The organism is Stutzerimonas marianensis (assembly GCF_022810315.1).
In the GTDB taxonomy this organism is placed as follows: Bacteria; Pseudomonadota; Gammaproteobacteria; order Pseudomonadales; family Pseudomonadaceae; genus Stutzerimonas; species Stutzerimonas marianensis.
Window position 1 is genome coordinate 371,921 of the sequence record NZ_JALGRD010000002.1, and the last position, 14,299, is coordinate 386,219.

28 protein-coding genes are annotated in these 14,299 nt (G+C 60.4%); 18 read left to right on the forward strand and 10 right to left on the reverse strand.

Annotated elements, in window-relative coordinates:
* Nucleotides 1–136: 136 nt before the first annotated feature.
* The 10 genes from MST27_RS04880 to MST27_RS04925 form a co-directional block, all read right to left on the reverse strand.
* Nucleotides 137–769, reverse strand: coding sequence for a hypothetical protein (locus MST27_RS04880; RefSeq protein WP_243604883.1), 633 nt, complete (start codon nt 767–769; stop codon nt 137–139).
* A gap of 154 nt (nt 770–923) precedes the next feature.
* Nucleotides 924–1,226, reverse strand: a complete 303-nt coding sequence (locus tag MST27_RS04885) for a nuclease domain-containing protein (RefSeq protein ID WP_243604884.1) — start codon at nt 1,224–1,226, stop codon at nt 924–926.
* Nucleotides 1,223–1,663, reverse strand: coding sequence for a recombination protein NinB (locus MST27_RS04890; protein ID WP_243604885.1), 441 nt, complete (start codon nt 1,661–1,663; stop codon nt 1,223–1,225). Before MST27_RS04890 ends, MST27_RS04885 begins: the two co-directional genes overlap by 4 nt.
* A complete protein-coding gene (locus MST27_RS04895) occupies nt 1,656–1,922 on the reverse strand; it encodes a TraR/DksA C4-type zinc finger protein (protein ID WP_243604886.1) in 267 nt (88 codons plus the stop codon). Before MST27_RS04895 ends, MST27_RS04890 begins: the two co-directional genes overlap by 8 nt.
* The gene (locus tag MST27_RS04900; protein ID WP_243604887.1) at nt 1,919–2,173 is read right to left on the reverse strand and encodes a hypothetical protein; all 255 of its coding nucleotides are present in this window, start codon (nt 2,171–2,173) and stop codon (nt 1,919–1,921) included. The genes MST27_RS04895 and MST27_RS04900 overlap by 4 nt, the downstream gene beginning before the upstream one ends.
* Entirely contained in the window at nt 2,170–2,340 is a 171-nt protein-coding gene (locus tag MST27_RS04905; RefSeq protein WP_243604888.1) for a hypothetical protein, read from the reverse strand. The genes MST27_RS04900 and MST27_RS04905 overlap by 4 nt, the downstream gene beginning before the upstream one ends.
* Nucleotides 2,337–2,630: a hypothetical protein gene (locus tag MST27_RS04910; RefSeq protein WP_243604889.1), complete on the reverse strand. Its 294-nt coding sequence runs from the start codon at nt 2,628–2,630 to the stop codon at nt 2,337–2,339. Before MST27_RS04910 ends, MST27_RS04905 begins: the two co-directional genes overlap by 4 nt.
* The gene (locus tag MST27_RS04915; RefSeq protein ID WP_243604890.1) at nt 2,627–3,286 is read right to left on the reverse strand and encodes a replication protein P; all 660 of its coding nucleotides are present in this window, start codon (nt 3,284–3,286) and stop codon (nt 2,627–2,629) included. Before MST27_RS04915 ends, MST27_RS04910 begins: the two co-directional genes overlap by 4 nt.
* Complete coding sequence (locus tag MST27_RS04920) at nt 3,286–4,137, reverse strand: replication protein (protein WP_243604891.1); 852 nt, start codon at nt 4,135–4,137, stop codon at nt 3,286–3,288. The genes MST27_RS04915 and MST27_RS04920 overlap by 1 nt, the downstream gene beginning before the upstream one ends.
* Nucleotides 4,138–4,306: 169 nt before the next feature.
* Entirely contained in the window at nt 4,307–4,732 is a 426-nt protein-coding gene (locus tag MST27_RS04925; protein ID WP_243604892.1) for a helix-turn-helix domain-containing protein, read from the reverse strand.
* Here MST27_RS04925 and MST27_RS04930 point away from each other — a divergent pair.
* The 18 genes from MST27_RS04930 (at nt 4,731) to MST27_RS05010 (ending at nt 14,282) form a co-directional block, all read left to right on the forward strand.
* Complete coding sequence (locus MST27_RS04930) at nt 4,731–5,516, forward strand: S24 family peptidase (protein ID WP_243604893.1); 786 nt, start codon at nt 4,731–4,733, stop codon at nt 5,514–5,516. The genes MST27_RS04925 and MST27_RS04930 overlap by 2 nt on opposite strands.
* 327 nt (nt 5,517–5,843) lie before the next feature.
* Nucleotides 5,844–6,437: a hypothetical protein gene (locus MST27_RS04935; RefSeq protein ID WP_243604894.1), complete on the forward strand. Its 594-nt coding sequence runs from the start codon at nt 5,844–5,846 to the stop codon at nt 6,435–6,437.
* A gap of 166 nt (nt 6,438–6,603) precedes the next feature.
* Nucleotides 6,604–6,855 carry a DUF1654 domain-containing protein gene (locus MST27_RS22550; protein WP_420864218.1) on the forward strand — a complete coding sequence of 84 codons (252 nt, stop codon included), beginning with the start codon at nt 6,604–6,606 and terminating at the stop codon, nt 6,853–6,855.
* A 157-nt stretch (nt 6,856–7,012) separates the two neighbouring features.
* A complete protein-coding gene (locus MST27_RS04940; protein WP_243604895.1) occupies nt 7,013–7,390 on the forward strand; it encodes a helix-turn-helix domain-containing protein in 378 nt (125 codons plus the stop codon).
* Between the two features lie 264 nt (nt 7,391–7,654).
* Nucleotides 7,655–8,131 carry an HNH endonuclease gene (locus MST27_RS04945; protein ID WP_243604896.1) on the forward strand — a complete coding sequence of 159 codons (477 nt, stop codon included), beginning with the start codon at nt 7,655–7,657 and terminating at the stop codon, nt 8,129–8,131.
* Nucleotides 8,132–8,435: 304 nt separating this feature from the next.
* On the forward strand, nt 8,436–8,786 hold the full coding sequence (locus tag MST27_RS04950; RefSeq protein ID WP_243604897.1) for a hypothetical protein: 351 nt from the start codon (nt 8,436–8,438) through the stop codon (nt 8,784–8,786).
* A 62-nt stretch (nt 8,787–8,848) separates the two neighbouring features.
* Nucleotides 8,849–9,163, forward strand: a complete 315-nt coding sequence (locus MST27_RS04955; RefSeq protein WP_243604898.1) for a hypothetical protein — start codon at nt 8,849–8,851, stop codon at nt 9,161–9,163.
* Between the two features lie 439 nt (nt 9,164–9,602).
* Nucleotides 9,603–9,974 carry a hypothetical protein gene (locus MST27_RS04960; RefSeq protein ID WP_243604899.1) on the forward strand — a complete coding sequence of 124 codons (372 nt, stop codon included), beginning with the start codon at nt 9,603–9,605 and terminating at the stop codon, nt 9,972–9,974.
* Nucleotides 9,971–10,351, forward strand: a complete 381-nt coding sequence (locus MST27_RS04965; RefSeq protein ID WP_243604900.1) for a hypothetical protein — start codon at nt 9,971–9,973, stop codon at nt 10,349–10,351. Before MST27_RS04960 ends, MST27_RS04965 begins: the two co-directional genes overlap by 4 nt.
* Nucleotides 10,348–10,584 carry a hypothetical protein gene (locus tag MST27_RS04970; protein WP_243604901.1) on the forward strand — a complete coding sequence of 79 codons (237 nt, stop codon included), beginning with the start codon at nt 10,348–10,350 and terminating at the stop codon, nt 10,582–10,584. Before MST27_RS04965 ends, MST27_RS04970 begins: the two co-directional genes overlap by 4 nt.
* Nucleotides 10,581–10,820 (forward strand): hypothetical protein, encoded by a 240-nt coding sequence (locus tag MST27_RS04975; protein WP_200630016.1) that lies wholly within the window; start codon nt 10,581–10,583, stop codon nt 10,818–10,820. The genes MST27_RS04970 and MST27_RS04975 overlap by 4 nt, the downstream gene beginning before the upstream one ends.
* A gap of 222 nt (nt 10,821–11,042) precedes the next feature.
* On the forward strand, nt 11,043–11,225 hold the full coding sequence (locus tag MST27_RS04980) for a hypothetical protein (protein WP_243604902.1): 183 nt from the start codon (nt 11,043–11,045) through the stop codon (nt 11,223–11,225).
* A complete protein-coding gene (locus MST27_RS04985) occupies nt 11,222–11,374 on the forward strand; it encodes a hypothetical protein (RefSeq protein ID WP_243604903.1) in 153 nt (50 codons plus the stop codon). Before MST27_RS04980 ends, MST27_RS04985 begins: the two co-directional genes overlap by 4 nt.
* A 3-nt stretch (nt 11,375–11,377) precedes the next feature.
* Complete coding sequence (bet, locus tag MST27_RS04990; protein WP_243604904.1) at nt 11,378–12,109, forward strand: phage recombination protein Bet; 732 nt, start codon at nt 11,378–11,380, stop codon at nt 12,107–12,109.
* Between the two features lie 449 nt (nt 12,110–12,558).
* Nucleotides 12,559–13,206 carry a lambda exonuclease family protein gene (locus MST27_RS04995; protein WP_243604905.1) on the forward strand — a complete coding sequence of 216 codons (648 nt, stop codon included), beginning with the start codon at nt 12,559–12,561 and terminating at the stop codon, nt 13,204–13,206.
* Complete coding sequence (ssb, locus tag MST27_RS05000; RefSeq protein WP_243604906.1) at nt 13,203–13,676, forward strand: single-stranded DNA-binding protein; 474 nt, start codon at nt 13,203–13,205, stop codon at nt 13,674–13,676. Before MST27_RS04995 ends, ssb begins: the two co-directional genes overlap by 4 nt.
* 43 nt (nt 13,677–13,719) lie before the next feature.
* A complete protein-coding gene (locus MST27_RS05005; RefSeq protein WP_243604907.1) occupies nt 13,720–14,085 on the forward strand; it encodes a hypothetical protein in 366 nt (121 codons plus the stop codon).
* Nucleotides 14,082–14,282 (forward strand): hypothetical protein, encoded by a 201-nt coding sequence (locus tag MST27_RS05010; RefSeq protein WP_243604908.1) that lies wholly within the window; start codon nt 14,082–14,084, stop codon nt 14,280–14,282. Before MST27_RS05005 ends, MST27_RS05010 begins: the two co-directional genes overlap by 4 nt.
* The last annotated feature ends 17 nt before the right edge of the window (nt 14,283–14,299 follow it).

Genomic DNA, 14,299 nt, shown 5'->3' on the forward strand with positions numbered 1-14,299 from the left:
TGTCGATCCTTCTCCGGCCCCTTCAGGTCGCGAACCTTCCACCGGATGAGGCAGGCCGTTTTGTCCGCTTCGATCAGCGCCCGAGCATCGGCAGTCAAGGTCGCCAAATTGAATCCAGCATTCGCCGCAGAGGAAGTCATTCATCTTCGGCCTCGACTTGCTCGGCGCCACACTTGGCACAGTTCCAAATGGTCAGCTGCTGGCCCCGCGAACCGAACCGATAGCAGCCGTGGTCCTCGAAGGTGTGCTGGCACTCCGGCGCGAAGTTCATGTGCTTCTCGGTCTCGAATGCCACGTCTACGCCGGAAACGGTGCGAGGGTCATGGGCAAAGAAAGACTTGATGTCAGGGCGTGCCGTAATCCGCGCATTCGGGCAAGGCATGTTCCCGTGCTCGCCGCCGCATACGAAGCAGCGGATGGCTTGAGTCGTATAGGTTCGCCCTAGCTCAGGCACCTTCTCAGCCTCGTCGCGGTAGTCGAAGGTGTTCTGCTGGCCGAACTCTGGCGGCAGGCGGTCCTCGGCCAACTTCGCGTAGCCCTGGATGTCATGCCAGTTGTCGGCGTAGTTCGGGTCGCCGGAGAGGATGCGCCCGACCTTGTCAGCGATGACCTCGAGCGATTGCTTCTGCACGTCGGTAAGGCGACCCCAGCCGGCCTCCGCGCACATGGTGCGTTTCAGGTTCTGGCAGATGCGCGCGTGATCGGTGAAGTCGCCGTAACGGCTGCCGCGCTCGGCCAGGGTTTGTGCGAGTTTGTTTGCGTCAGTCATTGCGGCTTCCTTGTGGCTCTGTTGTTTGCGATCAGGGGGAGCTGGCCGGGCTTTAGCGGCCATGGGTGTTCCTTGCGGCAGTCGTGGCACCAGACGATCTGGCGGCTGCTGAATGCCGTGGTGTCGTGGTTGGCGTTGGTGGGGCATGGGACCTTCAAGCTGCACCTCGCACACTGATCAGCCCGGCCTCGTACCAGCGCATCTGCGTCTCAGCGAGAGCGCGCAGCACGTCGCGGAAGTCGATATCGGCCTTGATCCGGCCATCGAGGCGCGCATGACAGGCGTCGCAAGCGTGGATAGCGAAAAGATCAGGAGTCTTGATCCCGACTCCGCGCATACCGACCGGCAGATGGGCGAGGACCACCGTGCCGTCATCGAATCCACAGCCCGGGAGGCGAAGCGTGCACGACTGGCCGCGAGCCGAATCGCGCAGTTTTTTGCTGACTATTCGGCTCATGCTGCCCTCCGCTCGCCATAGATGGCGTACATCAGGTCTTCCGGGTGCGGCAGCAGCAGGCCCAGGTGCTCGGCGCAGTAGGCGTCAAGCAGCTCCAGGTAAGTGGTCATCTGCTGGATCGTGAAGGCTCGAGTCTTGGCGCGGCCTACGCGGTACCGAGTGCCGTCTGGCAGCTCTACCGGGTGAACCTCGGACGGCCAGAGCTTGCTGACCAGGATCTCGTGCCACTCTTCAGCGCTGGCCACCTGGCCGAACGAATCGCGCAGGTGCGTCTGGATGATCCCGTTCCACTGCCAGAGCAAACGGTTCTGAGCCTCGGACCGCTTGCTGCGCACTTCGGTGATGGCCACCTTGCGAGGCTTGGAGAGGTCCAATCCCTGCAGGAAGCTGATCAGGCGCTGGCGGTCCATGTCGGAGCGGAGCATGTGGTCAGCCATGACGCCGCCCCTCCCGCTTGTCGTGGTCGTCCTGGCAGGAGATGCAGCGCTCTGCCCACGGAGCAGCAGCGCGACGCTTGGCGGGGATAGCCTCGTCGCAGTCGATGCAGAACTCAGCGCCCTGCCCCTGCAGCCTGGCCTGTACCAGCGCCACGCCACCTATACGATCTGCCTCCTCTAGGCCAGTAGCGCGATCTGTTACATCGGGGGCTGTGCGGGCCTGGTGGAAGGCTTCGGTGATTTCCATGTAGTCGGTCATTTAGAGGCCTCCTGCGCAGACTGCAGGCGTTTAAGCAGCTCACCATGCGCTACCACTTCCGCACCTGCGCGTTCGGCAAGGCTGGAGATGATCCGAAGCTGGCGCTCGCCGCTTGCCCCAGACTGAAGGTCGCAGCTGAAATGCAGGCCGGAAATGACAAGGACAATTGCGTCATAACGGCGCGTGGCGGTTTCTTTGTTCTTGAGAAGAATCGAAAAAGGCTGTTCACAGAACATGTCGAGCTGGCTCATTTCGAGCCCTCCCCGGCGCGAGCAGCAGCGCATCGAGCCTCGAGCTGCGGGAACTCATGGCCTATGCGATACAGCTCTCCGAACATGCGAGCATTGCTCAGTCGGAGCTTCTGGTTATCCGCCTTCAACTGGTTGCGCTCCTTCACAATCTCGTCGTACTTGCTCATTTGCTCGCTCCTACGCCGCGCTGGGTGCTTCCGTCAGCACAGACGACGCGATGGTCATTGCCGCGGGATAGGCCTATGCCGGTCCCGGTGATGGATTGGGTGCGATAGCCCTGCTTCTGGAGTGCCTGTACCGCCAGGCGCTGCTGTGCCGGGGCGGCGTATATGCGCTGGCGAACCTTGGCGCAGGAACGGTGCGAGCCGTTGTTGCGAGGCTTCAGGCAGATGTCGCAGGTGGTCGGGCAGTCAATGCCCCGGTCATGGATGCGGCCGGTGCCGATGGAGGTGCTCATCCCCTGCCCCCCTTGAACATTTCGCGGAGCTTCTGCAGGTTCTCCCGGCCAACCTCCGGCGTGCGGACGGTCACCGTCTCTGGCAGCGCCAGGGGAATCTCGCGCAGCGGCTGGCCGGTCATGACCATGCGGACGGTGATCGCGTAGTTGCGGTCGAACAGCTTGCGGCTCCGCTCTTCCGAGAGATTCGCCAGCTCGTAGAAACCGGTCTCGCAGGCGGCGTGATGGACCGCAGGATGCGACCACTTCCGGTCGGCGGCTGGGTGGGCGTTGGCGCAGGCTTCGCGGTACGCCTTGGCCGCATCGGGCAAACCCAACATCTCCGGCGTCGGCTCACACCACTTGATGAACCGGCCCACGCTCGGCGCGAACTCGCCGCCGGACTTGCGACACTGCTGGATACCGAAGCGGATTTGCTCGAGCGAGTTGATGCCCGCAGCCATGAACCCCTTGATCCAGGAGCGCTTGGCGGCTTTCAGGGAATCCTCGTCCGGCCAGGCCTGCTTCCACGCGGGGAAGATGCACTGCAGTTCTGCGAACAGGCTGTTGACCACGCTTGCCGTCCCCTGGTCGACCGAACGTGGCTGCGGCGCGGACGCTGCGCCTACGTGCTTGCCGCTCGTGGCGGCTGGGATCAGATCCTTGACGTTTCGCATCACAGGTCCCCCAGGTCTTCCGCCCAGCTGGTGTCGCCGGAGTGGAAATCAGGGGCGGCAGGCTTGCCGGCCGGCATACGCCCATCGTTGGTCAGGCGCTTGATGATCCAGTCAACCTTGAAGCCCTGCCAGCCAGCTACCAGCGCCTCGGTCATCGCGGTCTCGGCGGAGATGCCAGCGGCTACGCACTTGTGCAGCTCGGCGTTTAGGGCAGTCCAGACGGTTGCGCTCAGTGCGGCGCGCTTCTGCTTGCGCAGGGCGATCCAGTCCTGGAGAAGTTGATCAGGGATGGCATGGGGGTTGTCAGCCAGCATGTGAGTCAGGCCGAACCCTGCCGAGGACGGCTTGCGGCTCTTCGCCTTGGCCTCGGACTTGCCTTTCACGGGGGGCGTTACAATCTCTTCCGAAGGAAGAGTTGTTTTCTTTGTATAAAGGAAGCAAGTTGCCGTTTTGGTCTCACTCGCGTCCTGTCTCAGTGAGACGATTTGGGCTGAGTGAGACGATTTGGTCTCATTGAGACTGTTCTGCTTTTGGTCGTAGAAGGTCCACTCTGATACCGGAGAGATGCCCAGCTCGCCCCGGCTCCCGCCTACGCGGAACATGATGCGACGCTCAAGGAGATGGCTGATCGCCTTCGACACAACGTCGCGGCGCATGTTGGTGAGCTTGCCCAGGTCATCGGCAGAGAGACGCTTGGTCTCCACCTGGTATCCGATGGTCTGACGCGCCACAGCCATCAGAACGCGGAATTCGCGTGCGGGCAGGTCAACCGCCGCCAACGACTCCATGATGCTGTTGTCCATCCGGGTGAACCCCCGTTGGGTGTTGCCAATCTGAATAACGTTGTCCATAATCTTTCCCTGTTCACGTTGTACTGCTGTAGAGAAGCCGGGCCGCAATCCCGGCTTTTTTGTGCCCGCGATACTGGATATCTCCCCAGCCCCACCGGCGTTCTTTGCTGCTCTTTTGCCACTACCTAAACTGGGCTCAACGGTTACGGAGAACCCAGCCATGTCTCACTCACTCGGGAAACTCACCCTTGGCAGCTTTGCCGATCGCGACGATCTGCTCGCGGACAGTTGCGTCCGTGAAACGGCGGCCAGTGCGAATGCCAGCGTGACTCTGCGCGCCAGGACGGCGACGCTCGACGAACCCTTCAGGTTGAGGCTGTTGTTCCTGACGCGGATTGATCTGCTCAGCAGGGGCAACCGGAACGGAAGGTTTGAGCAGATCGGAGGCGGTGAATGCTCCACCAGAGGCAGCAGCTAGCCGCTCGGCATGCTTCGATTCACCGGTGTACTCGGTGCGAGGCAACGTGCCCTTCGAGATCCATTTATCAACTGCGGTGCGACTAACGCCGCAAATCTTCGCGGCTGATACTGGCCCGCCTACCTTGTCCACAGCCCAAGCAACGGCTGAGGAGTAATCAGCAATGGAATTGCCCATGATTGACCTCTCTTATCAACTAGGAGTTGATATTAGAGATCAACTGACAGTTGCGCAAGCGGCATGCAATCATCAACCTATGGTTGCATCTGCGAACATTCGAGAGGCCTTCACGGCCCGTCTGAACAAGGCTCTAGACGAGAAGGAAGGCGTCAGGCCGGCCCGTGGGCGCAACGTAGACCTGTGTAATGGCCTGAGGTCGGTCGGAGTGACAACGACGACTCAGGCGACCAGCAAGTGGCTTCGCGCAGAGTCCATCCCCGAGAAAGAAAACATGCGCCCTCTCGCATCTTGGCTAGGGGTCAACGCTCAGTGGCTCGAATACGGCGACGGCCCCATGCGCGGCGGTGCGGAGGCGTCGAACGTCGAGCCCGGCCCGCCCATCGTTAGCCCGTACCGGGCCATCCCTATTGTCGGAACTGCGCAGATGGGCACCGAGGGCTATTGGTATGCCCTGGACGAAGCTGACGGCGTTGTAGATGTCTATTCGCGCGACGCAGGCGCTTACGCCCTGCGCCTGAAAGGCAACTCTATGGCGCCGGCGATCAAGAGCGGATGGATAGCGGTCATCGAGCCAAACAACCGCTTCATGCCTGGCGAGTACGTCATGGTCCGCCTGGTCGACGGCGAGTGCATGCTCAAGGAGCTGCTGTACGCCAACGACGTTGAGGTGAGCCTGGCGTCGGCCAATGACGCCTATGATCGTCGCACCATACCGATTGAGCAGGTCGAGCAGATTCATGCGGTGGGGGCGATCGTGGCGCCGAGCAAGGTTAGGGTTTAGAGATGAGCGAAGCTGACAGCGTATTAGCCGAGGATTTCGTGCGCTTTCTTGAAGGCACGCGCCCCGACTCAAACTGCAACGCGTGCGGGAAAGCTCCTGCAAGATGGGGCCTATGCGCAACTACGGATTCTGGCGATGAGCCCGCCAAGGCAGGCGGTGGGGCGCAAATGCAGAAGATGGTGCACAGATTCACCTCGCTCAGCTCAGATGGCACGCAACGCGGACTACCGACGTTCGGCATGTACTGTACGCACTGCGGTCATGTTGAGCAGGTCGTCGTCAAGGTCGTTACTGAGTGGCTTGACAGCAACCAGGGCGGCTCCCCCAATGCTTAATCGCGACCAATCGTGGGTAAAAGAAGGCGGTGCGTTTAATTGGTCAGGCTGCGTCGAAATTAGTGGCTCCTTAGCTGCCAATCCAGAAAGCGATGACAACGTCAGAAGACAACCGCATACTCATGCCATGACTAACCTTACTCGAGACGAAATGAACCAAACGCTATCTGCGATTGAAGAGCGGATGGATAAGCGTATCGAGAGAATGGAGCGCGACGCCGAGCGTCGCACAGTAGATTACAAGCACGAGCTATCGCTTCGAGATGATCAGCTACGGCGTGAGCTGGACATGAGGCAGGAATCGTTTCGCGCAGAGCAAGCTGCTCGAGATGCTGCGCTCGCTGAGAAGTTTTCCGGCTTCCTGGCAGCTCAGGCTGAGCGAGACAAGGCTTGGGAGAAGGTGACCGACGCTCGCTTCGAGCGGATTGAGCGGGACGTGAACAGCATCAAAACTGACGCTAAGACCATTACCGCCGACGTACACGGGCTGAAGATCACCATGGCTAAATATCTTGGCGGAGCTGTGGTCATAGGCGCTCTCGCATCGGCTGCATTAGGCGTAGCTCTCAGGCACTTCTTCTCATAACGCTCAAGCCCCGCACCCACGCGGGGCTTTTTGTATCCGCACCAGCCTCTCCTGCCTTCGTCTGATCCCTTTCTTTACATGTGGCGGCGCGCCACCATCTTTTCTCTTGCCCGGCTTAATCCTCATACTTACTGTGTGAATATCCAGTAGTAGAAGGAGGATTCACATGCCAGGACCAGCACACGCCACCCATCAAACCCAGCTGTCCAGCTATAGCCGTCTCGTACGGCGGGTAAACCTCACCCTCACAACTCCCAGGGCGCAGCGCGAGCGCCAAGCGAACTTATGCCCCAGCTCTAGCGATCGGCCGGAGGACTGGGAGCGCCTGCTTGAAGAGATCGAGCAGGCCGAAGGCGTTGCCCTCACCCACCGTCCGGATGGCTCCATACACGTCCGCTGGCTCCGTACAGAGCACTAACACTCGGCCCCGCCTTCGTGCGGGGCTGACTTTCCGCGGCGCAGCTTAAACCCTCAGTTGATCTTTTCTCGAAAATATCAATTGTTGGTTGTTGACAAACATCAACCAGTGGTTGATATTTGCATCAACGAACAACGCAGCAGCAGGAGCAACCCGAATGGACGTTTTCACTCACGGCAACTGGCAGGGCTTCACCGATCGCGGCCTCAGCGAGCGCGAGCTGGAATGCACCGTTCTGGCTGCTTGCGGGCTGACGAACAAAGAGATCGCCAAGGCCATGGGTATCGCGCCGGACACCGTCAAGAAGCGCATCCAGACCGCCATGTACCGCCTCGACGTTCCGCGCCGCGCCGCCCTGGTAGCCGAGGCCATGCGCAAGGCCGTGATCGCCCCGCTCGTGCTGCTGCTGGCCATCTGCGAAGTAGCCCCGCACCAACAGTTTCAAACCCGCCCAGTCCGCACGCCGGCCGCTGTAAAGCGCGTCGCCCGGATCGGTCGTGAGATTTCGCAGCCGCTGATGCTGGTGGCCGCCTGATTTTGATTTAGGGCAGCGATGCCTGGGCCTCGGCCCGAAGTTCTTTAGTGGCACCGCAACACGACAGGCAGCGATGAGCCGGCCTTAACGGCTCAGACGGATGGCAACTCTCCCGGGTGCGCAGCGTAAAGCCCCAAACGAGTTTTCCAGCGGGAAGGTTCCGCGGCTGGAGAGAAAGATTCAGAGATGACCCGGTCGCTACGGTGACCGGGATGCTCTCCAGGGAGCCTTCGTAGAGGGCTTCGCGGAAAGCAGGAGGAAGGAATGAAGCTTCTATCTCACGCCGATTTGATTGCTGCAATCACTTACGACCCGGAGACCGGGCTGTTCACAAAGCCAGGCGGGCTCCCCACCGCAGGCAACCCAGACAGGAAAGGCTACATGATGATTTCCGTCTGCTCGCAGAACTACCGCGCCCACCGTCTCGCTTGGTTCTACATGACCGGCGAGTGGCCGGCGCAGCAGATCGACCATATCAACTGCGCCCACGGCGACAACCGTTGGGTCAACTTGCGGCTTTGTACGCGCAGCCAGAACAACCACAACCAGCCAATCCGAAAAAACAACCGCTCCGGGGTCAAGGGCGTGCACTTCAACCGCAAGGCTGGGAAGTGGCATGGCCAGGTTTGCCTGAACTACCGGATACACCACGTCGGACTTTTTGACGAATTGGAAGCGGCGGAAAGCGCGGTAAGAGCAAAGCGAGACGAGCTGCACGGCAGATTCGCAAACCACGGCTGAGACGACTCGGCAAAGCGCGCAACGGAGACGAACACCCACACGCCACCTCAAGGAGGAATGGCCATGTACAAGCACCTGAACGCCACGCTCGGCTTCCTGGCCGGGCTGATGATCGTTACCGCTATCGCAGCCGTGATGAACGGATGGGTGTAGCGCGGAACATTCACTGATGCCGATTCGATGAGTCGGCATTGGGAATCAACCGAGCGCCGCGACACCCCACGCTCTCAGGTGGTAGTGAGAGCGCAGCGGATGGAAGAGGCGCAGTTGGCGGCTTGATGGATTCACTGAAAAGGACAACGCAATGAAGAGCTACGAGACATACGTGAAGACTCGCGCCGCCAGGAAAGAAGCAGAAAACTGGATGGCCAACGCTCGCAAGATTGATAGCCAATCCAACACGCCATATTCACTGACTGGCTTGAAGTTCAGCGCCGAATATTGCGGGCAAGCTTATGCGGGCGCGAACAACTACCACAAATCGCCGGAGGCCTTTAATCAGGCCATGCAGGAGGTGATCGCGGATAACTTCAACGCGCTATCTGCCAAGGCCTTGAACAGGATGATGGAGCGCGAGCGGCTTGCTCTGATCGCTTGCGAGGATGAGGTGGTAAGCGTGCAGGCCGACATTGCGGCAGCAAAGGAAACCGCCTAACCCCACCCCCGCAGCTTGGCGACAGGCTGCAGCGGGCACCCATCAGCACATAGGAGGATGAGATGAGCATTGCAGTGGACGAAACACCGGTAGGCGGCGGGGTTCGCATAATCGATCGCAGCTTGCCGCAGACCTTCCAGGGCGTTGCGGTAGTCGTCCAGCGCGACCCGCACCCAACGCTCGGGCATGGAATCCATCTCGACCAGGCGATTGAGCGAGCGCATGTGATGGCTGCGAGCTTCGACATGCTCGAGGCGCTGGAGTCGTTCCCCGGCTTTCTATGCGGAACTGCGACGGGTGACGCCTGGATCGAGAAGATGCGCGCAGCAGTTACCAAGGCAAAAGGCCAGCCATGCCAACCACCCCTGAAGCCCTGACCCTCTGCGGCGCCCTAGCAGCGCTGTACATGTGGGATTGGTGGCAGCGCAATAAGCCATCCTGACTCATCCATACCAAATCACACCTGAGCGCGGCAGGCCTACGGGATACCCGCGACGAGGATCAGCCGGCAAGTGCCTCGATTGCAGAAAAACCCCGGCAGCCATCTACGGGATTACCCACAGCTTTGCCCGTCGGGATGGCCGAATGGCTCACGTAACGAGCCTGCATCGGAGGTCGGCTTGCTTGATAGCCCGGCCGGCAAGTTCCCAGATCGCGGTGCAAGGTCCGCGTCCAGGCCGACCCCCGATGCAGTGGATTCGCCGCAATCGGTATTTCCGAGGGAAAACCGGAAACGGATAAAAGCTGGACTTCGGCAGCCAGCCACACCTGCATCACCCCCTTCCATCGCCCATCCGGGCAACCGAGGTATCCACCATGAAGCACTACGGACCCATAGGGCGCCGCGAACAGCCGTGCCCGGATGACAGCGTTTCGATCGAAGAAGCGATCCACGAACAGCTCGACGAGCTCGAGCCCAGCATCGTCGCCGCCTACGCCGAGTTCGTGGCGGACAAGGTTGAGGTGCCGGTCGAGATGGCCGCCTCGCTGATCCTGGAGATGGGCGTCAGATGGCGCTGGGAGAGCACGCAAGCCGCCATAGGGCAGCGTAACCCATGGCTTGCACTGGCGCTGTCCGAGCTCGTCACGAGCATCCACGAGCTAAAGGATGCATTCATCGAAAACCACGCGGCGCAGTTGCGCAGCAAGGCCGAACAGATCGAACAGAGCAAGCAGGAGGCGGCATGAGCAAGGAAGTGAAGCGGTTCAACTTCGATGTGGACAAGTTCGGATCGCCGCGAGCGTACGAATCTGAGCACGGCCGCTGGATGAAGCGTGATGACTACGAATCCCTTCTCGCTGAGCGGGATGCAGCGCGGATGCGAGTCAAGGAGCTTGATCTGCTGTTCGGCCGCTACCTGCTGGCCATGAAAGCAGCCGTGATCGACGCAGATCAGCGCGGCGATGAAGAGGGTATGCGCTGGATCTACAACAGCCTGGCAGGCCCCGGCGAGCTGCCAGCAGAAGACGAGATCGACGCACAAGCGTTCTTCGACCGTGAAATCAAGCCGATCGACGAGGCGATGGCCGAACTATTCACCGCCCTGCAAGGAGCCCAGCCATGACCTGGTATGCGACTGCGTGGAGTCACATGGAAACGGTGCGAACTGGCCGCGCCGATGCAGAGCCGGCCGCAATAGCAAAGGCCATTGACGACAGCTATCCGTACTCGCAGCGTTCGGGCTGGGCTTACAAGGCGTGGCTGGACGCCAGACGCGACTTCTTCCGCAAGTACAACTTGCCGCTACGCAGAGCGCGCAAACCTGCGCCAGACCTTTTGCGAGGAGCCCAGCCATGAACATTCACAGCCTGAAGCATGACGCTCACGTTCGCCACCCAGGCCTGCCAAAAGCGAGCTGGATAAGCATCAACATCCGTGGCTTCTCACTGCGCCGGCCTCGATTCATGAAGTTCAGGGTCGCTAACGCCGTGACCTTTTGGGTGCTGGGAATAGAAGTTGTTATTCGCCGCCCTTGGCTCGCCGGCCCAGCCCGGCAGCTGCATCCCGAACTATTCAAAGGAGAGCAGCCATGACCATCCAACTCAAGGAGCTGGCCGGCGCTGTCGGCCTCGTCATCGTAGCCCTGTTCATCGGGGCGCTGTGCCACGTTGCGCTGATAGGGGGTGTGTGATGGCGAGCTCGTATCAACGCGCCAAGCGCATAGCGTTCTGGCAGACATTCGGAGGCGGTGTTCTGGCTCTGGCCGGCATCGCCTTGTGGTTCATGGCTAGCGGACTGGCAGGGAGGATCACTTCATGATTCGTCGACACTTCGAGGCCGCCCTGGTCCGGCTAGCTGCCTGGATTTTGATCGGGCGAAACGTCCAGCGCTCCGGCGTTGTATCGCGCCGCGACAACAACGACATGTGGTACATGGCCGAAAAGCTGGATTCCATAGCGGGCCGCATGAAAGACGGCTACAGGAAGGTGACCCCATGAACCGCACCCTCCCCCTCCCCTACGACGACACCCCATCAGGCCACAGCTTCGCCGCTGGGTGGACTGTCCTCTGGGTATTCGGACTGGCTGGCGTTTTTCTGTACGGCCTGGCGTTCGAAGCCGCCCTGCATCACTTCTTTGGAGTTTGAGTAATGAGCAACGTAGCGACCTTAAAACCCGCGAGCCTAGCCTCGCGAATGGCTGACCGATTCGGGGTTGACCCGAACGAGATGATGCAGACCTTGAAGGCCACCGCTTTCAAGGGGCAAGTCAGCGACGCGCAAATGCAGGCGCTTCTGATCGTTGCAGACCAGTACGGCCTGAACCCTTGGACCAAGGAGATTTATGCCTTCCCCGACAAGGGAGGCATCGTGCCGGTAGTGGGCGTCGACGGCTGGTCGCGGATCATCAATGAGAACGGCGCGTTCGACGGCATGGACTTCCAGCAGGACGACGAGTCGTGCACCTGCATCATCTACCGCAAAGACCGCAATCACCCAATCAAGGTCACCGAATGGATGGCCGAATGCAAGCGCAACACTCAACCATGGCAGTCGCACCCGAAGCGGATGCTGCGCCACAAAGCCATGATCCAGTGCGCCCGCCTCGCCTTTGGTTACACCGGGATCTTTGACGAGGACGAAGCGCAGCGGATCACCGAGAAGGACGTGACGCCTTCGGCAAGCGAGCCGGACATCACGCCTGCGCTCGAGTCGATCCAGAACGCGAGCAGCATGGAAGAGCTGCACGCAGCATTCAAAGCCGCATGGAATCAACATCCTGCGGCCAGGGCGCGCCTAACTGCCGTGAAGGACGAGCGCAAGAAGGCGCTCAGCGAACCGATCGAAGGCGAGCTCGTGGAGAAGGAAGATGGAGCCAATTAGCGCAACTGAGCGCATGCGATTGATGTGGGTCTGGAGCGACATGAAAAGAAGATGTCACCGAGAGTCGCACCACGCATACGCCAACTATGGTGGCCGCGGCATCACCGTCTGCGAGCGCTGGCGCCAGTCATTCGCGCATTTCCTAGAGGATATGGGGCCGCGCCCAGATCCTAGCCTGACCCTAGAGCGCGTCGACAATAGTGCAGGCTACTCGCCAGAAAATTGCGTATGGGCGACTCGCTTAGAGCAAGGCCTGAATAAGCGGGAATACCGGAACAATACCTCTGGAGAAAGAAACATTGCCCAGGAGCGGAAGATAGCGAGGGGGCGTGAGTACGTGTACTGGAGGGTCCGCATTCGGCGAGGCGGCGAGATCGTGGCGCACGCGCGATTCCGGTCGCTTGAAGATGCGATCCGGTATCGAGATAAAGCAGAAGAGGAATGCCGTCATGGCTGAGCACAAGTTCATCCAAGGCAGCCCTGAGTGGCATCAATTCAGGGTTGGAAAGGTAAGCGCTAGCCGAGTCAGAGATGTGATGTCAAAGGGTCGCGGTGATGCCCCTTCCGCCACCCGCAAAAACTACATGATGGAGCTTCTCTGCGAGCGACTCACAGGGAGGCCAGGCGGCGTAGATTTGTCACGCAACGCGGCGGTTCAGCGTGGCGTAGAGCTTGAGCCGCTGGCTCGTGCTGCGTACGAGATAGACGCGGGCAACATGGTTACCGAAACCGGATGCTTCTCTCACCCCAAAATCGACGGGTTCATAGCCTCGCCAGACGGGCTCGTCGGTAGTGTCGGGTCGATTGAGTGCAAATGCCCTAATACGGCCACCCACATCGCCACCATCCAATCCGGCAAGCATGACCCGCAGTACGAATGGCAGATGTTCGCGCAGATGGCTTGCGCCGAGCTTGAGTGGGTCGACTTCGTCACCTTCGACGACCGCCTGCCGGATGAACTGCAGTACGCCTGCTTCCGCCTGGAGCGCGACGAGGCACGCATTCGGCAGATGGAAACCGAAATCAAGCTCTTCCTCGAAGAGCTGGCAGAACTTGAACACGAAATGCGAGAGCGCATGAGGAGTAAGGCGGCATGAGTAACCTGAACGAATGGCGCGGCATAGGCCGGCTTGGGTCCGCAATTGAAACGCGCTTCATGCCGAACGGAACGGCTGTCGCGAATTTCAGCATCGCGGTCGACGACAGCTACAAGGACAAGCAGACGAATCAGAAGGTCGAGCAAACCGAATGGGTGCGCTGCGTTGCCTTCGGCAAGACTGCCGAGTTCCTGGGCGAGTGGCTGCACAAGGGCAAGCGCATTCTGGCCTGCGGAAAGATGAAGACCCGCGAGTACGAGAAGGACGGGATCAAGCGGTACGTGACCGAGATCCACATCGGCCAGGGTACCGAGATCATCGACTGGCCGGAGAAGGATGCCCAGCGGCAACCCCGGCCGCAGCAGGACCAGCCTCGTCAGCAGAGCCAGCCAGCTCCGGCGGAGGATGAATTCATCGATGACATCCCCTTTGCCGACCCCTACCGCGGCGCCCGCTCGCTGCTGATCTGATCCACCCCGGGCGCCCCGCGCGCCCTCCTCCCGGTAAACCACCATGAACCTCGATGACACCATTCGAGCTATGGCCGCACTCGGCCGTAGCAAAGGCCAGGTGCGCGAAGCACTGGGCATTTCCCGCAACACGTTCGCGGAGATCGTAAAGCTCCTGCCCGACATTGAGTGGCAGCTCTCTGCGGAGACGCTTGCAGCAATGAGAGCGGGCGCACGCAGGGCCGCGGAGATACGCAAGGCCAAGCATTTGCATACGGTCAACGGCATCACTGGATCGATTCCCGATCTGTGCGCCTGGTTCGGCCAATGCACGCCCCAGTACGCGAGACGCCGAATCCAGCAGGGCATGACGGTCGCGCAAGCTGTCACCACGCCACTGTCCAGGCGAAGGAAAAAGGAGGCCGCATGAACGGACCTCGCAATCACACAGGTCATCGCATCGGCGAATGGCACCACAGGGCGAAGCTCACAGACGCCCAGGTGGCAGCGGTGCGGGCCGACTACGAGTCAGGCAAAGGCGGGTATCTCGTCCTGTCGAAGCGATACGGCTGCGGCATGAGCACCGTGCGCGACATCGTGCAGTACCGCACCCGATGGGCAGCGTAGGAGGAGTCATGAGCAGT